General features: G+C 27.6%; 23 protein-coding genes and 1 other annotated feature (1 of these 24 only partly in view). All 23 genes read right to left on the reverse strand.

What is annotated here, in order from left to right; genetic code table 11:
* Window positions 1–104 (reverse strand) — a binding site (T-box leader); it reaches 122 nt to the left of the window's first position.
* A gap of 379 nt (window positions 105–483) precedes the next feature.
* Window positions 484–2,163, reverse strand: a complete 1,680-nt coding sequence (locus tag QP548_RS06135; protein ID WP_061427725.1) for a hypothetical protein — start codon at window positions 2,161–2,163, stop codon at window positions 484–486.
* Between the two features lie 15 nt (window positions 2,164–2,178).
* Entirely contained in the window at window positions 2,179–2,850 is a 672-nt protein-coding gene (locus QP548_RS06140) for a hypothetical protein (protein ID WP_061427723.1), read from the reverse strand.
* Window positions 2,851–3,286: 436 nt separating this feature from the next.
* Window positions 3,287–4,840: a recombinase family protein gene (locus tag QP548_RS06145; RefSeq protein ID WP_284905020.1), complete on the reverse strand. Its 1,554-nt coding sequence runs from the start codon at window positions 4,838–4,840 to the stop codon at window positions 3,287–3,289.
* Between the two features lie 54 nt (window positions 4,841–4,894).
* Complete coding sequence (locus QP548_RS06150) at window positions 4,895–5,203, reverse strand: hypothetical protein (protein ID WP_061427719.1); 309 nt, start codon at window positions 5,201–5,203, stop codon at window positions 4,895–4,897.
* 80 nt (window positions 5,204–5,283) lie between these two features.
* The gene (locus tag QP548_RS06155) at window positions 5,284–5,511 is read right to left on the reverse strand and encodes a BhlA/UviB family holin-like peptide (RefSeq protein ID WP_061427717.1); all 228 of its coding nucleotides are present in this window, start codon (window positions 5,509–5,511) and stop codon (window positions 5,284–5,286) included.
* 97 nt (window positions 5,512–5,608) lie between these two features.
* Window positions 5,609–6,454, reverse strand: a complete 846-nt coding sequence (locus tag QP548_RS06160) for a hypothetical protein (RefSeq protein ID WP_284905021.1) — start codon at window positions 6,452–6,454, stop codon at window positions 5,609–5,611.
* Between the two features lie 18 nt (window positions 6,455–6,472).
* The gene (locus QP548_RS06165) at window positions 6,473–8,341 is read right to left on the reverse strand and encodes a BppU family phage baseplate upper protein (RefSeq protein WP_284905022.1); all 1,869 of its coding nucleotides are present in this window, start codon (window positions 8,339–8,341) and stop codon (window positions 6,473–6,475) included.
* A gap of 18 nt (window positions 8,342–8,359) precedes the next feature.
* Window positions 8,360–10,738 carry a phage tail spike protein gene (locus QP548_RS06170; protein ID WP_284905023.1) on the reverse strand — a complete coding sequence of 793 codons (2,379 nt, stop codon included), beginning with the start codon at window positions 10,736–10,738 and terminating at the stop codon, window positions 8,360–8,362.
* A gap of 18 nt (window positions 10,739–10,756) precedes the next feature.
* Window positions 10,757–11,455 carry a distal tail protein Dit gene (locus QP548_RS06175; RefSeq protein WP_284905024.1) on the reverse strand — a complete coding sequence of 233 codons (699 nt, stop codon included), beginning with the start codon at window positions 11,453–11,455 and terminating at the stop codon, window positions 10,757–10,759.
* 3 nt (window positions 11,456–11,458) lie between these two features.
* Entirely contained in the window at window positions 11,459–14,218 is a 2,760-nt protein-coding gene (locus QP548_RS06180) for a phage tail tape measure protein (protein ID WP_284905026.1), read from the reverse strand.
* 241 nt (window positions 14,219–14,459) lie between these two features.
* Window positions 14,460–14,804, reverse strand: a complete 345-nt coding sequence (locus tag QP548_RS06185; RefSeq protein WP_284905027.1) for a hypothetical protein — start codon at window positions 14,802–14,804, stop codon at window positions 14,460–14,462.
* 78 nt (window positions 14,805–14,882) lie between these two features.
* Window positions 14,883–15,449 carry a hypothetical protein gene (locus QP548_RS06190; protein WP_284905028.1) on the reverse strand — a complete coding sequence of 189 codons (567 nt, stop codon included), beginning with the start codon at window positions 15,447–15,449 and terminating at the stop codon, window positions 14,883–14,885.
* A gap of 56 nt (window positions 15,450–15,505) precedes the next feature.
* The gene (locus QP548_RS06195; RefSeq protein ID WP_284905029.1) at window positions 15,506–15,838 is read right to left on the reverse strand and encodes a hypothetical protein; all 333 of its coding nucleotides are present in this window, start codon (window positions 15,836–15,838) and stop codon (window positions 15,506–15,508) included.
* A 92-nt stretch (window positions 15,839–15,930) separates the two neighbouring features.
* Window positions 15,931–16,242, reverse strand: a complete 312-nt coding sequence (locus QP548_RS06200; protein ID WP_284905030.1) for a hypothetical protein — start codon at window positions 16,240–16,242, stop codon at window positions 15,931–15,933.
* A 12-nt stretch (window positions 16,243–16,254) separates the two neighbouring features.
* Entirely contained in the window at window positions 16,255–16,656 is a 402-nt protein-coding gene (locus QP548_RS06205) for an HK97 gp10 family phage protein (protein ID WP_284905031.1), read from the reverse strand.
* Complete coding sequence (locus QP548_RS06210; protein ID WP_284905032.1) at window positions 16,649–16,975, reverse strand: phage head closure protein; 327 nt, start codon at window positions 16,973–16,975, stop codon at window positions 16,649–16,651. Before QP548_RS06210 ends, QP548_RS06205 begins: the two co-directional genes overlap by 8 nt.
* 13 nt (window positions 16,976–16,988) lie before the next feature.
* The gene (locus QP548_RS06215; protein WP_284905033.1) at window positions 16,989–17,264 is read right to left on the reverse strand and encodes a head-tail connector protein; all 276 of its coding nucleotides are present in this window, start codon (window positions 17,262–17,264) and stop codon (window positions 16,989–16,991) included.
* Between the two features lie 50 nt (window positions 17,265–17,314).
* A complete protein-coding gene (locus tag QP548_RS06220) occupies window positions 17,315–18,451 on the reverse strand; it encodes a phage major capsid protein (RefSeq protein ID WP_284905035.1) in 1,137 nt (378 codons plus the stop codon).
* Window positions 18,452–18,529: 78 nt separating this feature from the next.
* Entirely contained in the window at window positions 18,530–19,099 is a 570-nt protein-coding gene (locus tag QP548_RS06225; protein WP_284905036.1) for an HK97 family phage prohead protease, read from the reverse strand.
* Window positions 19,074–19,205 carry a hypothetical protein gene (locus QP548_RS06230; RefSeq protein WP_284905037.1) on the reverse strand — a complete coding sequence of 44 codons (132 nt, stop codon included), beginning with the start codon at window positions 19,203–19,205 and terminating at the stop codon, window positions 19,074–19,076. The genes QP548_RS06225 and QP548_RS06230 overlap by 26 nt, the downstream gene beginning before the upstream one ends.
* 64 nt (window positions 19,206–19,269) lie before the next feature.
* Window positions 19,270–20,502, reverse strand: a complete 1,233-nt coding sequence (locus tag QP548_RS06235) for a phage portal protein (RefSeq protein ID WP_284905038.1) — start codon at window positions 20,500–20,502, stop codon at window positions 19,270–19,272.
* 16 nt (window positions 20,503–20,518) lie between these two features.
* Entirely contained in the window at window positions 20,519–22,189 is a 1,671-nt protein-coding gene (locus QP548_RS06240) for a terminase large subunit (protein WP_284905039.1), read from the reverse strand.
* Window positions 22,189–22,644: a phage terminase small subunit P27 family gene (locus tag QP548_RS06245; protein WP_284905040.1), complete on the reverse strand. Its 456-nt coding sequence runs from the start codon at window positions 22,642–22,644 to the stop codon at window positions 22,189–22,191. Before QP548_RS06245 ends, QP548_RS06240 begins: the two co-directional genes overlap by 1 nt.
* Window positions 22,645–22,648 lie beyond the last annotated feature (4 nt).

Genomic DNA, 22,648 nt, shown 5'->3' on the forward strand with positions numbered 1-22,648 from the left:
TAAGCTCCGAAGCTTCTTTCTATAAGATTACTTTTTAGGCTCTCACCCTCCCTAAATCGCTTTAAAATAATTACTTATGTACTCTTCTTCATCATAGCAATAAAATATTTCATTTTAAATAACAAACTCTATTATATCAGATTCTTTAAAGTTGTAAACAAAAATATTACCATTATGAAATATAATTATTTCATAAATTATTATATCATAAATAACCTGCTACTATTATTTAGTATATTTCACTTCTTTTAAAATACCCTTATTAAAATTATTGATATTTAACTTTTATCTTTATATATTTTTATATTTAGACATAATGGATAAGCTTATAATGTATTTATTATAAAATTAATATAATAAGTATCTTTACTAAAAACTCATTTATATTATTTTGTTAGCTTTATATTATTATGTTAATTTGTTAAAAATTTTATATTGTAACTAAAGTATCATATTATAACATTCATAAAATTAATAGATGCCTTATCTTATATTCGCCTTATTTTTTATAGATTGCTGTACAAATTCCTTCCAAATTCTAAGATTCTCTTTATCCTTTAAAAGTTTATATCTAATATTTTCATCTTGAGAAGAAACACTACATATATTACTTCTAATAATCCAAGCCTTTAATAAAAAGCTTAATTCCTTAGAATAATCCTCAATTTCCTTTGTTAAATAAGAATTATACATGTTAATATTTCTAAGGCTTATGATTTCCTCAATATTTTTGTTATATGTCCTAAGATCATCTTTAATATAATTTTCTTCTTCTCCTAAAAACCATGTCCACAAAATATACTCATATTCCTGTAAGTTACAAATAACCTCTTTGTCATCTAAATGTTCTTTTAAATCCCATAGAGGAATTATACTATTTCCAAATAAATATTTAGATGCAAAGCTATCACACCTAAAACCTAATAGATTATAAAAAAGATTTTGCATAGAAAAACTCTTCTCTTTGTTATTAATTAAATATTCTATTATTTTATTTTTATTGCCACATGAATTATTTAAAGTTTCTATAAAATATACTAATAAGGGAGCCTTTGTATAATGTAAAAACTCTATTTTACCATGACTTCTTATGCTTCCTTCTTCCATAGGAATTATTCTAAATCTGCTTGGCTCTTTTAAAGTCATGTATAAATATCTAGTATATAAATTTGCCATTTCCTTTTTAAACTTTATATCTAGTCTTTCTTTTAATCCCTCTTCTAAGGATTCTAAAGCTAAGTTTTCATAATAAGTAGCTAAACCCTCTGTTAACCAAAGATTTGGAGGAAGATGATAAACTCTTGATTTTAAAAGATCATCCATAAAAGCATGAAAAATTCTATGGGATAATAATTGCCAATCTCTCTTTTTATTCATATCAAAAGTAGCACTTATAACATTTTTTCCACTTCCGCCTAATATATAAGAGTTCTCCTTTTTGCTATTTCTAAGTAAAACTATATTCAAATCTTTCTTATTTAGAGAATCTATTTTAAATAAATTATAATAATAATCACAAATAGACTTTATATTTCTTACAAGCTCTTCCTTACTACTGTCATTTAAAAATGTATTTTCAATACTACTATATAAATGTACTTCTCCATATTCTTTCTTTAAAACTATTTCTTTAAAAAAGCCAAAGGTATATGAAGACTTCATTATTTCATATAGGTCACTCCAAGTCCCCCCTACACACTTTGACTTAAAATCACCTTCCTTAAAAGGTATTATACTTTTATAATCCTTTTCACTATAGACTTCACTCTTTATATCTTCTATAAGATTGGTAAAATCTATTTCTAGGATGCAATTTAACCTTAGATCATCATTCATTGTAAGCATTTCAACTGGTAATAGAAGTATTTGTTCACCCATAAAACTTATTAAATCCTCTCCTATTTCTCCACCTTTTCCATGCTTCCCTAAACTGCCTATTAAAACATCATATTCTAAAATCAAATCACTACTTTTATTATTAATATATATAAAGTTTGAATCGCAATAAAACTCCTCTTTACACTTTATATTGTTTATTTTTGTTTTACCCCTATAAAGCTGAATTTCTCTTAAATTAACATCTTTAATCTTAAGCCTTATATTTAGTCCCTCTTCTGTATTTAAACTTTTCCTAACTAAAAATTTAATATCTCCATATTCCATTTATACTCTCCTAATCTAAGTCTCTGTACTTCTAATAACTTCTCCAGATTTATTTATATATAATTTTTCTAAAGGTTCAAAAATCCCTTCTTTTTTCAAAGTATTAGAGTATATATTAACTCCATAATAAATCTCACTATTAATTTCTTTTTCTCCCCATATGTCTACATCTAAATCTTTATTATTTAATTTTGCTTCATAATTCCTTGCAATATTCTCTAACTCCATAATATCATTATTGCTTATATTCAAATTTGTTATGAGACCCTCTATTCCACTTAAAGGTTCCCCATTTTCGCCCTTTAAAACATTTCCCTTTTTATTTATAAGAACTCTATCTACCACTCCCGTTAAATCATCACCTTTTACACTTTTAGAATATAAGGTTATCTGATAATATCTTTCCTTTCCTATTTCTTTAAATCCATCTATATTAGCGCCTAAATCTAAGAAAGTAGTCCTTTCCCTATATTTTAAAGCATAATTTTCTATTAACTTTTTTTCTTCATTAGTTAGAGGGGCTTTTTCACCAACATAATACAAATCTTTATACGACTCCTTATCTAAGGAAATATTTGTAGCATTGTTTAAATCAACTTCTTTTTCTAAAAAAGTACTTCCATAAATTAATCCTTCACTTAAGAATAAAGTAGAAACTAAAATACTTACTATTAAAAACTCTTTCATTCTCTACACTCCAATCAACTTTATCTTAAGTATATTATTTACAAAAGTTCTATTTATTAATCACCTTATAATGTAGTTTCATTTAATCCTAATATTATCTAAGGAAAAATTAAAGTTAAATTCAAATTAACTATTTTAGTTTTATTAATTTTAATATTAGCTAATCCTTAATTCAAGTAAAAAAATTATTAATTATGTAGTTCATATCTTATATTTTTAAGTGAAATATATAAATAGTTAGATAATAATCTAAAAAAAGTCACCTAAAAGTATTTTTCACTTTTAGATGACTCAAATTTGTTAATGATTTTTCTTATTTTACCTTGTTAAATATAAATACATTAGTTTTATAGTGTTCTCTAAAGCATCATAGTGAGTTCTCTCCATACCATGCGAAGCGTGAACTCCAGGTGTAATTAAACACAATACTCATATTTTATTTTCTATATTCTAATACATCTTCTATATTGGTAAATTGATTAAATAGCTGATAATCTTCTAAAACTTTAAAGTCTTTAAATCTAATATTCTTTACATAACTAACTTCCTTTCCTTTTTTAATATCAATAATTTTATCTACTTCTATTTTAAAAACTCTATCAAATATTTTTTCTGGCTTATTTGAATCTAAAATTTCTTCATATTCATCTAAAAATCTTTTTGCTTCTTTTTTTAACTCAAGTAATTTAATTCTATAATTTTCCTTATCATTATATATCTTTAATTCATTTTCTAGTTTATCTATCTTGTTTTTTAATATATTATTTCTTTTTTCAAATGTATTTTTATCTATTAATGAATCCATATATAAATCTAACAACTTTGAACTCTTTTCCTTAAATTCTTTTAAATTTCTTTTTATTGGCTCTGTATTTTCTAGTTGTAACTTGTTTAATTCGCCTTCTAACCTTACTTCTAATCCATTCTTAATTGCCTTTAAACCATAAGGACTCTTTAGGTAATTAATTATTTTATTTTCTCTCATGGTAGGCATATCACACTTCTTAGGATATTTTGAATGCGTTCCACATATCCAATACCCTCTATCCTTATAATGAAAGTTTTTCCCACAATTAGTACAAAGAATCTTACTACTTAAAGAATGAGTTTTATTATTTACTCCAATCTTATTTCTAGTATTCTTACTTCCTTCAACGATTCTACTCCTACTTCTTCTTATGTCTTGAACTTTCCAGAATAACTCTTCTGTTATGATTGGCTCTATTTTATCTGTTTTAACTATTTCTAACTTTGAGAAATCCCAACCATATTCTTTTATTCCATAAGCCATAAATCCAGCATATTTGATATTTTTTAATAAAGTTGTTATTGTACTTGTAGATAAATTGTACTTTTCCGCCAATTTTCTGATAGCAAGATTCTCATATACATAGTCTTCAAATATTGATTTAACCATATCTGAATCTTTATTTTTAACTAAAGTACCTTCTTTTGATTTATCATAGCCAATTAACCGTCCATTTGTTAATATATAACCTTCTTTTTTTCTCTTATCCATTGCACTTTTTACTTTTTGCGAAATTGTTTGACTATAATTTTCATCCAAAACGAATAGCATATCCAATGTTAAAGACAAATCTTTAGAGTCAGAAAACTTACTAAGATCATCAAACCAAAGTTTCACATTTTTCTTATGTAAAGCCTCTACTATCTGTTTAACTTGTACGACATTTCTTCCCCACCTACTTGTATTACTAACTATAATACAATCATATAATGGCGGTTTATCATTTAGTGTAAAAACAGCTTGTTTTTGTACAGAAGTTACTTCTATACCACAATCATTTAGTAGTTTTATTTGTTCTGGTCTTTTTAAAATATCTCTTCCTGAAACTTCTTCTGAATAAATTTTATCTATTTTAAAATTGTTATTTTTATATCTAGCTTGTAATTCCAAACTATCTTTTTGCTCTGTTGTTGAAGTTCTAACATATAAAGCACATTTTAACTTTTGTATATTTTCTAACATCTAGTTAAACCTCCATATTAATTATAAAAAAATAATATCACAATTTATAGTTTTTTAACAGCCTTTCTCTAAATTGTGATATGTTATTTCATAACCTAAATTATCTATTATATTAATTATGTTATCTGCCATATTATTCACTATCTCATTTTCAACATTATCATTATAGCTATTTTCTAAAGTTTTTCTACAGTATTTATATATTTCCTCTATTCCTATTATTGTTATGTAATTATATTTTTCCTTTACCTTTTTATCATTTAATTGTTCTAAATATAATAATAAACTATTATAGCTATTTATATTTAGTGTTACCTTTTTATCATTATCTATATTATTTAAAATAAAAACCAAATCCCTCATTTACCTACTCCTTTATACCTAAAAATCGAAAAAAATAGACAAAGTAAAATAAATTACCTTGTCTATCTATGTAATAAAATCTACATTTTATTTATGTTTTTTTTAATATCTTCAACATCATTTTTAATGTCTACAATATCTTCTTTTATATCTTGTACAACATTAAAGTTTTCGGTCAAAGAATCTATAACTCCATAAAGTTTATCTTCTCTTTGTTTACTTTCTTTTCTAGTGTCCCAAAGTAACCAAATAAACAAAGCAGCAAATATACCTTGTGTTGCTATTAATTTAAAAAATTCTTGCTCCATATAAAACCTCCAGTAGTCTATTAACTCAACCCATCGGCTTTATCTTATGTATATATTTAAGAATTCAGTTACAATGAACTCTTCACTTCTTTTATTACTATATAATTCCATTCTTTATTAATATCCAAGAAATTTCATCACCTTTTGTTAAAGTTGGGGTAGTTATTGTTTTATTGCTAATAGAATAATTTATATCTTTTTGCAAATTTAAACCATTAAAATATATTAATAATATATCATTTGTTAGTACTTCGTGTGGAATATCAAAATTATTTTGTCCTTCTGAAGCTAAAAATTGACCTTTAAATACATTTGTTTTATTTTTATTTAAATTATCTTCTAATATATTTACTTTATTAACTATTGAGTTTATAGTGCTTTCATTTGCTTTTATTTTCTTTTTAAAAGCATTTAGATTATTAGCTGAAACAGGTGTAATATTATCTTGCCAATCAACTAATTCTAATTCAGAATTTTGCTTTAACTCTTCTTCAGAAAGTCCTTCTCCTACTGTCAATTCGTTTGTTAAAAATTTACCACATCTTGCTACATCACCATTTTCTATCCCTATTGGTTCTCTAATTTCCATATCAAAAGGTGGTAGAGTCACTTTACATCCATCAGAATCTTTTAACTTTATTTGTAATTTAGTTATTCCTAAATTCTTTGTATGTTCTTTTTTCAGCTTGAACGTAACCTTATTTTCTACTATTTGCGCTGCTTCAACAATATCTTGTTGATTTGGATTCTCTATAAGTATTATTGCAGAAAGTGAATTAATAGGAGTAATTACTCTAGTTTTTATTCCATTTAATATTTCAATTCCAAACTCTTCAATCTCAAAAGTAAGTGTCAATATATCATATTGCCAAAACTTTAAGGATGAACTAAGAAAAATGTCATAATCTTTTACAGTTAGTTTTATATTTTTTCTTAAACTCATCTCCCAACCTCCTTTTTATTAATTTTTAGTATCCCTACCCTCTGGATTAGTGCATACTCCAGAACCATTGAAGTCATACCACTTTCCATTTATAAATATAGTTTCATCGCAAGCCATTATCCCATTAAATTTTAACCAATAATAATTAGAATCTTTGTGTAGCCAATCGTTTTTTAACAAAGCTCCTCCACGCCCTGCATAATACCAATTAGCCTGATAAGAATAAAATTCTTCTTCTGCCATCATGGTATTATCTTTAATTAAATAAGTATTATTATTGTAATAAATCAAAGTAGGTTTTATTACCATTCTTCCGTATTCATCAACCCAATAATATACTGTTTTATCATTATAAGTACCTGCAATGAATTTATTTCTATCTAATGCCCCAGTTTCGCTAGCATGATAATCATATCCACCCAACTTAACCCATTCATTCTGTGCTATAAAACCATCTTCTTTAACAAAGTAAAAATCAACTTTATTTTGATAAATTCCAGTAGTAGCAACCTTGCCAGCTCCATCTGTCATTTTATATTTTCCATAGTAATCTAAAAATTCAAAAGGCATAATGTATTCCAAGCAACAAGGATAGATCGCTCCTTTTGTTATTTTAAACACCGTCATATCATTATTATCATTTGAAAAAACTTTACCATTATACTTTAAACACTTTAAAGCAAAGTTCTTTATTATATCTTTCTTATACACTTCTAGTCTGTCTATTAAGCAGTATCTTGCTTGTAATTCTTCAAACCTTTTATCACTATTCCCACCATCTGCACCATGGTGACTCAACTTATAAAGGTCTATTTTTCCTATTCTACCTTGTAAATGTGTTTCAGTAGATGTTGTGCTATCTCCTGGAAATAGACTTTTGGTTCCATGGCTTACTAATAGATAATTAACACAAAGTGAGTTTAAATTAGTATAATCTCCATAGAATCTGCTTGCAAAAGCTTCTATATAGTCATTCTTACCTATAACAAACCTCTGGTCATTTGCAACTATCTTTTGTACTCCAAATCTATCTGCTGCCGCTAACATTCTATCATGGTACCCTTTAGTATCCCACTCAACTTCTTGGGATGGCAACCTAGAATAATCTATCCCATCCTTATACACAATAAATTGAGGTCTATACTTCTCCAATACCTTTGGTGCATTCCCTATGTGGTCGCTGTGATCGTGGGTAGCAAAGAAATACTTTAGTTTTTTCACTCCAATTTTATCCAATTGTTCTATCATAATCTGATAGTTTTCTTCCATGAAGCAATCAATCATTGAAAATGTTCCATCGTCGCTCTTTATTACTATACAGTCTCCATAAGAACCCTCTCGATTTTTAAGATTATAAATAATAGTTTCAGTATTATCTTCTGCTTTTTCTGTAGTATAATCTAAATTCACCTCTAAAGAAGCTATATCATTAGAGTTTTTTTCTACATCTCTATATAAATTATCAATTCCAGTAACTTTTTTTAATGCTTCAGTTAACGCTGAAAACTCATTTGTACTCTCTATTGCACTATCCTTTTTTAGTGTTTTTATAACTTCAATTTCAAAAGGTATATTTGAAAGTATAGATTCATCTTCATTTATAGATAGCTCACATTTTAATATACCTGCTAAAGCTAAAGTTTGAGTAGTAAGTTCTAACTCAGCTAAATTATTAACGTTATCAATAGTAAGATCATTAAAAATTTGAGTACCATCTGGCTTATCTATATATATTCTTACTGAAGCCTTATTTAAATTTATAACTCCATAATCATTAAAAAATCTAAATAATAAGTATCTACTTTTAACATCACCTTGTTTAGCAACTATCTTTTTTAAATACTTTTTATCTACATTTATATCTATTATTTTTGGATTTAAAACCATATTATTCTAACCTCCTTATTACTTATTATCAATAATCTTATCTCTAACAATATTTAATGTTTTTAATTTTATATATTCTTCCATTCTTTTATTCTCATAACCTTTTTGTTTAGCTATTATTTCATATCCAAACTCTATGTCATTATTACCCTTTACAATGACATACTGAGGATACATATCTTTAGTTTCAACCCATACATTACCGTTACCATAAGCCCAAGTCTTAACCTCGTATTGAATATTTGTATTTACAGTTTCTAAAAATCTCTCATCTATTCTTAGAATACATTTTCCGTTTACCAATTTATCTCTTCCTATATCTCCAAAATGACATTCTGTTGTTTCATAGGCATTCATTTTAATTTTTCCATAGTGTTCAGTGTCAACAATTCTATTCTTTGCCCCTGAACAGCTAATATCACCATTAGAGTGAAAATTCCTATCTACAAAAAAATTATAGCCACACCAACAATCATTACTTCCACTATTTTTAAAAAAGTCTAAAACAGAAAATGAATCTTCTCCTACATGAAACTTTGAATAAAAATTATTATCTGTTACAAAAAACTTTCCACCTTGTTTCATTCTTAGAATTAATTCATCCGCAGATGTATTATATAATTCATATTCACCAAACATCGCTTTAAAAAGTCGTGCAACTTTAGCAAAGTAACTTTCTTCGTATATCATAATAGGGTATGAAGTGCCTAGAACTCCAAACTTATCTAACGTTATATACGGGCTATGCTTACTATTGTCTAATGGATAAGTTAGCATCATAGCACTATCAAAATCATTCCCTAATGCTATTACCGGTTTATCAGGATCTTTATTATCTATTAACGACATTAATCCACCGATATAATCCTCATCTTTCATATAGTTGTATAAATTAATCATATTATTAACTATTTCAATAGCTACTTTTTCATTATTTTTAAAGATAGCTCCACCTGATTTATTTAAATCAATCTGAAATGACTTATCCATATTAGTTATTAATACAGTTCTTAAAATACCTATTAATTCATCTGCATAAGCATAGCCACCACCAATAAAAGTTCTCCAATCCCAATCACTATCATCAGGAAGTCTTTTACTAGCAATCATAATTCCACTTGTACCTAATGCTAATGCTCCATAAGTTCTAGAACCTTTTATCTTATCTTCAAATAGCATAGCTCTTACTTCTTGTGGTTGTGCAATATCCCTTAAAGCCCCAAATTTAGTTTTTAAAGCATCTACCATACCTTCTAATGCATTTGCTTTAACCCCACCATTTGATGTTGTAATCTTATCTATAGTATTTACACTATCAATCAAATTACTTTTTGGTAAGCTTTCATTACTAAGTGTGATATTAGTATATTTTTGAGTTAATAAATCCATTTCTATTGCAATTGCTCTAGTTTTTATGTCTATTCCTAACATTTCATGTTCTGCTGTTATCGTATCACCTAAATTAACTATATACCCATCTTTAACTATACCTTTAAGAGAGTTTGATTTATTAATCATGTCTACTTCAAAAGTAATTTTAGGTAAGTCTATATGATTATTTTTAAACACTTCTTTAATCCTTTTTCTTGCTTCTTCAAAAGCTTCTTCTTTAGTATTAAATCCTTCTTTGTCTTCAGGACTTTCTTTTACCTTTATATCATCAAATTCAACTATACCTTCGTAAATTTCAGGATAATTATTAATTAAAGGTGAATCAACGTATTGTTCAGGCAACATTAAACCATCATACATAACTATAATAGCTCTTGTTATAATATCTTCACTATTTCTATTTCTTTTAAAAGACACAGAATTATTTCCATACTTACATTTAACTCCATGATCTGTACCTATTCTATGATTTAGTGTTACAGTGTAGTTATTTAAAAATAACTCTCCGCCCCATCTATTTAGAATACTATTATCATCATTTCCTACGACAGCTTCTAAAATACTTTTTCTTATAAAATATGAAGTATTAGTATTAGTAATATTACTTTCTCCTCTAAAATTTGTACCTGCAAAAACAGTATTTAAAGCTACTTTTGCATTGCAATTAGTAGGTCTTACATCATATAAATTCTTAGTGTCATTTACATTTTTACAATATGTTTTATTTAATTTGAAAAATATATGTTTACAATTTACAATAACCCCTTCATCTGAACTATCATCTAAATCATAGATATAATATAAGTCTTCACCCCAAGGTAAATCTACCTTTATTACATCATTAATTCCTATACTTTTCCATCTACCTTTTTTATCAAATGGATGAACTAAATTCACTTCCCAAAGACCATTTAACTCCATTCTTATTGTAGCTTCTATAGGTTTTAATATCATATCACCATTCATATAGTAGTTTTTATTATTTTGTTTATATAGTTGTATCATTAATTCACCTCTTTTCTTTTAATAATCCCTCAAGTTAGTTTGAAGATAGATTTGAATATTTTCTCCAGTCCAATTTATAGTATTTTTTCCTTCTTCTATTATAGGGAATTTACCACTCATTATATTTGTTACTATTCTTCCGTCTTTATAGCAAAGTTCTTCTTCGGAATCTACAATAACTTCCTGTCCAACATTTAAAGAAAAACTCTTATCATTAAAAGTGATTGTAGTATTACCTTCACCTACTACTCTTAAAACAGGCAATGATTTTACACCATTGTTAAATACTGTATAATTTTTGTTTATTTTAATCTCTCTACACCCATGTAAAGAATATTCATATCCTTCACATATAAATTTAACTTCAAAATCAGCAATACCAATTTCTCTTTCAATATTGCTTACTTCTAATCTTTTTACTCTATAGTAATAATCTTCATCTTCACTAAAAGACAACTTATTATCCTTTACCTTTCTTAACCAATTTTTAATTAATCTTTTTTTATAATTAAAATCGTCATCATTTATATATAAAAAATTAAAAGATATAGTTATCTCTATATCTTCAACATTTTCATATTCAGTTATATAACCTCCATTTATTCCTTCTGCCTTATCTTCTTTATATTTAAAAGAAGGAATAGGTAAGCTATGTCTTGCAATAGCTTTTATACCTAAATCAAAACAATCTGTATTATTAAAAGTTACATTAAACATAGCTTAAAACCTCCTTTTTTGTATGCTCTTATCAATACTCTTTATAACACTACCAGTTATTTGATTTGTTACTTCCCTACCATTTAACATTGTTGTTATTTCTGCATTAAGTGTAATATTCTGTAATCCAGTTACTACTGCTTGTGCTATTATAGTTCCAAACTGACCAAAATCCACACCTAAATTAATATCAGATGTTGAATTTACATTAGGTAAATTATTAGTAGCCCTTATAAAGTCAGTCATCATACTACTTCTAGCATTATTAGAATCTGTATAATATTGTCCACTTTTAGCTATATTACTTAAAGGACTAATATTACCTTCTAAAACCGGAGTTAAAGCACCTTCATTACCTAAACTAAACCAGTTAAAAGGGTTAATTTTAGATATAATTCCACCTATCTTACTTCCTATTCCAGATATATAATTCCAAGCTCTTTTAAATGGACTTGTAATAAAATCATACACTTTAGAAAATGCATTTCTAACTCCATCAACTACTCCTTGTGCTAAGTTAGAACATGTATTTTTTATATTAGACCATATATTACTTACACTTGATTGAATTCTAGCACCCCAACCAAATATCCAGTCAACGAATGAATTCCACTTATTTATTATCCAATCAACTGTATTTTGTGCTAAGTTAGTAGCTGTAGTTTTAACATAATTCCAAGCATTTGAGACACTATTTTTAATTCTTTCGCCCCATCCGATAATCCAATTTACAAAATCATTCCATTTTTGCTTTATCCAATCAACCATAGCTTGTGCTAATTCACTACATTTTTGCTTTATGTTATCCCAACATTGGCTCATCCATTCTTTAAATTCAGTCCACTTTTGGGTAGCCCAATCACAAAAATTAGCCCAACATTGCTTAATTTCATCCCATTTTGCTATTACTAATACAACTATTGCAATTAAAGCAGCTATAACAGCAATAACTAATAAGATTGTTCCTGTAAGTGGTAGCAAAGCTACATTTAAAGCACCTGCGGCAATAGCCATACTACCTATGATCGGCAAGACCATACCTAAAATAGATAATAAAACTCCAATAACTCCAACTACTATAACTAAAGTCCCTGCCAATTCTGGATTTTGTTGAACCCAATTTGAAATAGCATCTATAATCTTTTGTATGTATGGCATAAGTTCATTTATTATTGGCATTACACTTTCAGCAAGTGGCATTACAATGTTGGTTGTTGTGCTTCTTTTAAGACTTTCTAAAGTACTCCCTAAATCATCATACTTAATAGAATTCATTTCATTAGCAGTATCTATAGTTTTATTAAAGTTATCCCCTATATCACCTAAAGCACCAATAACTTCTGGACTTAAATCTTCCCACATAGTACCGAATAAAGCTGTTCCAACCAAGTTTTGCTCTTGTTTATCAGTCATGCTCATTATTTTTTCTATTATTCCAGTATAAGTTTGCTTTGCCTTTTCTCCACCATTAGCCATGTCAGTTGCTACTTCATCAGCATTTAAACCAAGCGTTTTTAAAGCTTCTGCTGATCCAGTTGAACCATCAGTTAGTCTTATATTAAATTCTTTGACCGCATCACCAATTTTATCTAAATTCCATGCTCCAGCTTGAGTTCCATCATACAGAATGTTAAACATATCTTCTGCATCAAGACCAGCCTTTTTAAATTGTGGAGAATATTCATTTATAGAATCTAGTAACTCATCTGAAAAATCAAGCCCTTGTTTAGCTCCTTGAGATAATAAGTTGAAAGACTCATCTGCACTTAATCCAAAGTTTTTCATTAAGGTGTTTACAACTCTTACACTTTCGTTTATATCATAACCAAAAGTATCTCTCATTAAAAAGGCTTTTTCTGTTGCCCCTTGTAATTCATCTCCAGTTAACCATAAATGCTTATTTATAGAACCAACCGCATTTGCTACATCATCAAAGCTATCTCCATAGTTACCCGCAAAAACATTTTTAACAATAGGCTCTATTTCTTGCATTTCTTCTTTAGTTAACATTGTTGAAGCTTGAATTTGGTTTACTGATTTATCAAAGTCATTAACTGTTTTAATAGCTTCACCATATCCATTTAATATAGCTTGACCTGCTTCAGAAGCTTTATCACCTACATTTTGCATACCTTCGCCAACTATAGTTAGTTTAGCAGCAAAATCAAGACTCTCTTTAGCAGATGACTTAACTTCATCTTCAAAATCATTTAAACCTTCTGGAGAATCTATATCTTTCATTTCTCCATTTAGTTTTTTTATCTCATTTTGTAACTTCCCTGCCTCAGATTCAGTTTTGTTGATTGTAGTTTGTATAGTTGTCAACTTATTGTTTGCGTTTACAACCGCATTTGCTTTAGTTTCAAAAGCTTTTTCAGCATCTTTTATTTTTTCTTTAAGTTGAGTTACTTCTACAGAACTTTTACCAAATTCATTTTCGGCTTTTACAAGTTCTTCTTTAAGTCCTTTTAACTTTTCTTCTGCCTTTGTATATCCTACAGAACTTTTTTCTAGAGTTTCTTTAGCTTTCTCTAATTGTTGGTTATACACATTTATCTTTTTCTGAGTAAGTGTATATTGACCTTCAAGTAAATCTAATTTAGCTTTCTGACCTTCTAAGCTATTAGAAAAATCATCGCTACCTGCTTCTGCTTTCTTAAAATTACTTTCCAAAAGTTTCATTTCAGATGTAATTGATTTTAATTGTTTATCAAATCCAGAGTTTTTTAAAGCTAAATCTACTACCAATTGCTTTTCAGCCATTCTCAATACCCCCTTTCGATTTATTTTAAAACTTTATATTTTTTAACCTCACCCTCACTTGTAATTACGTTGCTTTTGGATTTGGTTTTATTGTCAACTTTATTGTATTTTACGTGTATATCTAATTGTTTAAATAGGAAATTTAAATCAGTTTCCCAAATATCACTATCATTCCACTTTAAAATAGTATTTCCTAAGTAGTAAAGGTGGTCTATATCTATATATCCATCTTTACTTTCATCTACTTTTTTTCTTCTTCACCGTCTGCTACAGGCATAGATTTTCCTACTAGTTCCATTAATGGAGTACCTAAAGCTGATACAAGTTCAAAATCATCATATTGACCTAACTTTCTTTTACCTAGGATAGCACCTGTTTTTTTACTCTTAACTGTACTAAGAATTAAAGTATAAATAAGGTCTAAATCTTGCTCTTTTTCTATTTTATTTAACGCTTTTAAAAGCCCCATTTTTGCATTAGTTTGAAAGTGTTGGATTGATTTTATATCTAAAGACATAAAGCATTCCTCACCATTTAAAACTAATTCAACTCTTTTTTGTTTTCCTACATTAATTACATGCCCCATTTCATCAAACTCCTTTATGATAAATTGTTAAAAAATAAAAGAGCATCTAAAAAAGACACTCTTTTATCAATAGAAAAATTAAGAACTATAATCCCCAGTTGGAACTTTAGTAAAGAAATTATCCCAAGCCGTTTTAGCTTCAGTATCACTACTTGCTGCTTCGACCTCTTTTTGATCCATTAAGATATCGACATTATCAAGCGAATCAGAAATTGCTTTACCACTAAAAGTAAATACTTCACCTTCAGAATCAACATCGTTCTTTTGCTCTTCTTTAGCTAAAGAACAGTATTTTAGACATCTTCTTCTAACCGTAGAATCATCCATAACTATCTCATATGATAATGCTCCAGAAACTGGTATAGTAGATGTTTTAGTTATCTTCATACAATGCTCATAATCTGCACCAGTTATTTCTGCTTCAACAGCAGGAGGTAAATTTGAAGACACTCCTAAGGTAACATCTACACTTTCTAAAACCTTAGATGATCTTTCTATTTTCATATCACCTTTATACTCTTTTTCTTTATAATTGTTCTTAGTTTCTAAGCTTACAGCCCACTCTAAAGCTATAGGTGAACCATATTTATTATCCCCAGTCGAAGGGAAAAATGTAACTTTTCTAATGCCTAATTCTCTTGCCATATTAAAATCGCTTCCTTTCTAAATTTAAATAAAAAAAGATAGGCTAAACCTATCCATTACTTTTGATAACTATCTTGAATTTCTTTGTTTTTCCAATTCTTTTCTTTCCACTTGTATTTACAAGTGTAACATTTATAACGTATATATTTATCTTTTTTACCTACTCCAACAGTATAGAATGGTGTAGATACAACTAAGCCTACAAAAAACAACCCATCTAAAACTCCCAAAAACATACTTAACATTGTCAAAGGTGCAAATAGAATCATTGAAGCAACTATTAGACAACAACAAATTAATAATCTCTTACCTATCTGTTTCCAATTCAACTTTCTCCACCCTTTATAATGTCCACATCTTGGACATCTTCTACTTATATAATTTACCATCTAAACCAATTCCTCTCATTAATATCTCTATGTTTATATTATATCGTGAAGCGATTCACTTATCAACACTAAAACACACTATTTATAAAATGTTAATAAATTGATTTATTGCAAATTATAACCGTTTCAAATAAATCTTTTTGCTTAATAGTTTCCAATATTTTGATATTTCTAAAACCATTTTCGATGAGAAAATCTTTTAGAGTTTTAATAGTTTTGGTTATATTATTTTTAACTAAAAGATTTATATAAACTTCATTGTCTGTAAACTCTTCTTTTGTATCTGCTAAAATTAAATCCTGTCTAAATTTATATGTAATACAGTCAGTACTTCCACTCGGTCTTTCTATAAAAAAAGTAGGTATTCCAATGACTTCTTCTAATTTATCAAAAATATCTTTCATCTTAATACCCCCTTAATTTAAGATTCTATCAAGTTCTTTTTCTAAACCTTTATACATATTATCAAGTACTTTATCTTCTATCTTCTTAAAACTTTTATCCATCCATAAGAAGTTAGGATCATAATATTGGCCATTTAACCATAAAGTGTATCCATAATGCTGATAGTAAAGTTGTTTGCATTTTTCCCAATTTTCTTTAGTAATTCCAACCTTAACAAAACTAGTATTCCCTTTGCTTTTGACTTTTTCCGCTTCTAAATATTGGTATGAGTTTTCGATATCTTTTGGAGCATCAATTTTTTGTTGCTCTACAACCTCTTTAGCTTGTTCGGTAAGTATTTTTTTACTTGCCTTTTTACCAACATTGCCTAATGCATCTAATGTTTTATATAAATCATCAAAACCACTAGCCATTATATTCACCTACAATCTCATACTCTTTATTTTCTTCTTTAATATTACTACAATAAACAATATTAAATTGATTATTATTATATATTAAGATATCTTTATTGGTTAAATTTAAATCTCTAATATATCTAATATAAAACCTAGTAGTTACAACCGAACCTTCGCCGTTGGCAAAATTAATTTCCTTTCCACTTGTATTTGATATTCTAGCTTTGCAAGTTAATATTTCTTTATAATTTTCAACTGGTAGACCATCATCATTCTTTGTAACTCCATCTGGTCTTTTAATTATTACTTTATGTTTATAACTTCTACAATTCATTTATTTACCCTCCTTAAACTAAGTTATTAGGATGTAAATTTAGAATATTTTCAATACTTTTTTCATGATTATTGTGACCATCATAGTATTGTTCTACAAGCATATATAAAGCAACAACAATATCTTTTTGTTCATCTAAATATAGGTCATTTTGCCCTGTATGACTTCTTATATAAGCTTTTGCACTATCTAAAAAGGTTTGAATTAATAAATCACTATCATTATCAAACACATTTAAATAGCCTTTTATATCTTCAAGCAAAATTTCACTAAACTTTAATTCAAACAAAATTATTCACCTCCATTAAAAGTAAAAGGAGGGAATAACCCTCCTATAAATTAAGCTGATTTAACAGTTAAAGCAACCATTTTTTGTGGTTCGATTATTTTAGAATCTAATTCTACATAACCGATTACACCAATAGCTCTTTGATCTGCATATTTTTCAAGTAAAACTTGTAACTCAACTTTCTTAGTTAATTTAGTGTATAACCCACTCATATCTCCATAGAAAACTGCTTTATTATCATCAGTTGCAACAGGACAGTTTTCAGAAGTATATACTGGTCTTCCTAATAACTCCCATCCAAATCCTTTAGTTAAGTCTTTTTGTAATAAATACTCTCCAGTTGAAGCATTTTTAAGCTTTCTTAAACCTTTTAATGTATCTTTATGCATTATCCAACATGCATTAGCTTGGAATTTTTCTGGAACAGCCATTTGAACATCTATTAAATCATCAGCTACTATTTTTGAAGCAGTTGAAGTTTCAACAGTATTTGTCATTGATACTAATCCAGACATTTTACCAGCATTACCAGTTATTAGTTCTTTTTCAATGAATTCAGAAATAGCTTCTGCAACTTTTAAGATAACAAAGTTTAATAAATCAAAATCTGTTCTATTCATTAAAGATTTAGAAATTTTTGCTAAACAACCAACTATAAAGTTCTTTAATGTTACAACTTTGAATTTTCCAGTTCCTTCACTTAAAGTTTCTCCGTCTTCTACATAAGCAGCAAATATTGAGCTTGAAGTTTCATCGTAAACTGGGAATGCTAAATCTCCACCTACATTATATATAGTAGTTAATGAATATATAGGTGATAATTCTTTAACTTTCTCAATTATTTTGTTCGCTATATGAGTAGGTATAACCGCACCATTATTAGCTACATCTAAAGCTCTTTCATTTCCTCTTATAAAATCTAAAAACTTAGCTTCTTCTCTTATTTCTAACTCTCTTGTTTGTGTATTCATATCTTTTACCTCTCTTTTTTCTTCTACTTTTTCAAATGATCTTACTAAGTTTTCAGCAGCAATAGTTTTGTCTATTTGCTCAACTTCTCTTTTAATTTCATCAATTCTAGTTAACTCTTTATCATCTAAACTTCTTGTTTCTGTTTTAGCTTTGTTAACTAAACCTTCCATTTCTTCAATTAATCCATTTTTTTGTTCTACTAATGCTTTACTCATTATTAAATCGCTCCTTATTTTTTAAAAATTTATATATAAAAAAGACACCTATTTACATAAGTGCCTTTGGGTTGTAGTTTATTTGTTTTTTAAAAGCCAAATTTCATTTTCTAAAATGCTATAATCAATCTTTTCTTCTTTAGTAGGTTCATTAAACATTCTAGTATAAATATTTTCATCATTATCTCTTTTATAAACACTACAACCTGAATATGCGGGATTTTTCTTATCAGATAATATAGAAACTTCTAATAAATTTAAATCATCTATATACCTCTTTTCAAATCCTCCCCTTAATTCCCTTTTAGAATATTTAGGTTCTATAAAACCAAATGAACACCCAACCAGTTTATCAGCTTTTGCAAGTTCAATAGTTTCACTATCACTTATATTTGCTCTAAAAAACAAGCCTATATTGTCTTCAAATAATTCAACATTTCTATCTCTAGTACCTATTTGTTTAGACCAATCGTGATTTAATAGCATTGCTACTTCTCCACCTTTTCCTAAAGCTCTATCAAATGTTCTAGGTTCGATTACCTCTATAAATTTACTGCCATCAAAGTCAGTTAGAACCTTACTTTCTCTAGCAGTAACATTTATATAACCTTCAAGTGTTACACTATCTTCTCTTAACTCTATCTTCATATGTAGCACCTCCTCTCATTAATAAATAAGTTTTAAGGAAACATATAGCTGATAAAATTAAAAGACTATATATTATTCCAAACTTTACTATTATAAAAATAAGCATAAAAAAAACACCTAAGAAAAAATAGATATCCTCAATATTAATAGATTTCTTGAATTTATTAAATTTAATCTTCCATTTGTTCTGAAATTCCTTCAGGTTTTTCTTGAACTTCTTCATTAATATCACCACCTAGCTTTTTAGTTTCACCAGTGTTAGGCGTGAAATAAGTTTTATTAGTTATATCATAAAATACTGAACCTAAAGAACTCTTTAAGACATCCATACCTTCTAAAGTCTCAAGATTTTCTTCTGTTCTTACTTCATTTATAGTCTTTATCCCAGAATCCAAAGCAGCTTTATAAGCATCAAAACGCTCTTTGATACTGGCCTTACTCAGTTCTTTAATATCAAATTGAAAATAATAGTTATTATTCTTTTCTTTTTGCAATAAAAGATATTTATTTAAAGCATTTTCAAATAAATTTAACCAAGGTGTAATACATGATTTAAGAAAAATTCTATAATCTGAATCTGTTTTTATCTCATTAGGTATATTAAATATCTTTCTTAATTCAACATTTGTAAATTCTCTATTTTGTAAAATCTGCATGTCAGTATTGCTTGATTGAATTGGATTGTATTTTATTCCTGCATTAAATACAGAAAATTTAGCTGATCCAGTTACTTCACTTTTTATTTTTTCTCTAAGCTCATCAGGATCTTTCACCTTACTTTCACTTGTAAAAAATCCTTTTAAATTACCTCCATTTTGCAAATTACTTCTTAAAAAGGATTGTTCTAGTAAAGCTAAAGCTAATATATCTTTGTTCTTTTGCAGAATGCCATTTCCTTTTAATCCATTTTTAGAATCTTTAGCAATTGTAAGAAACTCATAAATTTCAAATTCCTCTCCACCAACCAATAATTTTGCATCTTTATGTATGATTTGTGTATCAAGCAATTCGGTTACATTACTTTCTTCTGTATAATAAAGTTTTACAAATTTATTTCTATTCTTTTCTATTAACGCATGTCCACTTCCATGTAAAATACAATCTTTAAGCATAGCTCTCTTGAATTGTTGAGCTGTCATTAAATTGTTTGGTTCTAAATTTAATAAAGTTAATCTATTGTCATTTTCAATTTCTTCAACTTTATCACATCTGACTCTTTTATATAATCTTACATTTAGCATACTTATTAAATCTAATATAAGGTCAACACTACTACTAACAGAAGGAATGTTCATAACATTTTCTTCAGTTACATTTTCTCTTGCAATTCCTAAAAGTTCATTTAAATATATATTACTACTTGTTGTTTCAAATATTTTTTCATCATTTCTTAAAAAACCCAAATAATATTCCTCCTTTCTACATGCTGTCCCAACTATCATCATTTTGTAATAATGATACTGTCATTATTGTTCCAACAGTCATATCTACCTTACCAGCACTATGTTTTTTTGTTACATATTTATTAAGGTTTGTGTCTTCTCTACATCTTGCATTAGTTAAGTTAATTTCTAACAGTTTATTATCAAAATAATGCCACTTACCATTTTCTATAAGTTCTTTTAAATATTTGGTAGGTGCATGAAGAACACTACTATGTTGTCTTATCTCAACTGTATTCATTCCTTCAAATTCAAGATCCTTTGCGAATAGCTTACAATCTCTTATATCATAGCCAACCATTTCAACTTCACACTTATATTTCTCTTCAAAGTTAAGTATAAAGTTCTTCACAAAAGTATAATCAATTGAATTTTCTCCACATGCAAAACAAATACCTTGCTTAATAAAACTAGCATAGCTTATCTTTTCTCTTCTACTCTTTAAAGCAATTTTATTTTTTGGAATAAAAGCCCATGATTTTGTATAAATTTCTTCATTTTCTATATAGGAAATGGAAACACTTGTATTGTCATCACTTTGGGATAAATCAAGAGACATATAAACTGTTTTTCCTTCTAAACTAAAATCTTCTTTCAGCTCACATTTTTTAATATCTTTTATATCTAAGTAACTAAAAGTAACAGATGAAGGTAAAAAATGATTCATATTTTTTGTTAAATATTCCTCTTCATCTTCTCCACCTTTTTCTAAAGCCATTTCTCTAACTTCTATTATTTCATCATAATTTTCTTGTATTCTCATAGGATTTGCTTGTTGTAAACCAATATCATCCCACAAATGATCTTCTTCTGCATAATATAATAAAGCAAATACCCTTTCAGAGACTTCATTTTTTATTTGCCCTGTATATATCTTTTTTAAATAATCTAATTCACCTTCCATAACTGATCCGTCAATTGCGTAAGCTGTAGTTAGCTTAAATATCAAAGGATTTATTACACTTAATTGTCCAGACTGCATAGCTTTTATATTTGCCTTTGAAGTCATTGCTCCAACTTCATCTGCTATAATTGCAGCAGGACGTATACTGTTATTTGAATTTGCTTCAGATGTTCTAGCCATGTAGAACGAATTAGTTAATTTACAGACACTTCTACTAGCTAAAGTTTTTGGTAATTCAAAATATTTTGCTACAGCAGGACTTACATTAAGAATTTGAATGATAGCTTTTCTTATCTCTCCTGCCAAATCTCTATTTAGGCAAATTGAATAAAATTCTGAATAATCTTGCTCTGTTAACATTAATAATATTAATATTAAAGCTGATATAAATGATTTTGCATTTTTTCTAGCTATAAATAAAGTTATATCCTTATATCTAAACTTCCTTCTATTATCTTTAAATCTCCAACCAAAAACATTAACTATTAAGAATGCCTGAAAACCCCATAATTCATTTAAGACTGGCTTACCTGCACTAAATCCGGTTGCAAGATTAAATAATTTTAATAGGTTGTTTATCTTCTTTAACTCTTTATTATCTAAATAAAATCTAAAATCATCATTGTATTGTAATTCTAAATCCCTCAAGAACCATTCACATTGTTTTCTAACTTCAAATGTGGTTATTTCTTTTTCGTCAATAACATCTTTGGCGTATTGCATAGCTTTATCTAAAAGAATCATTACTCTTCATCCTCTCCTTTTAAAGCTTTTAAAACTGGATCTTCCGCATTTGCTTTAGCTTGTAGATTAATACCAGCCAATTTAGCTCTAGACTGTGGGGATAATGAAAGCTCATTGCAGCATCTAAAAAATTCTTTAGTATAACTATCCTTAACTTTTAAGGCTTCTTTATTAAATATATCCTCATTTAATTTATCTTCAGCCTGTCTAATTCTATCTAAACAAATACTTGTCTTTTCTAAAATAAATACATCTAAATTAGTTAATATGTTTGATTCACTCAACTCTCTTACTATGTATCTAAAAAATTTCCTTTGGTCTTTAGTTAAATTATCAGGTGGGTTAATTTTATTGCTTCCACCTTTTAGTTTTTCTTCCTCTAATTTTCTATTTTCACGTTCCTCTTTAGTTAAATTTTTACTCATTGTATCAACTGATTTTCTAGGTCGAGCCAAAATA

This window comes from Clostridium sp. UMB9555A, assembly GCF_030222355.1.
In the GTDB taxonomy this organism is placed as follows: domain Bacteria; phylum Bacillota; class Clostridia; order Clostridiales; family Clostridiaceae; genus Sarcina; species Sarcina perfringens.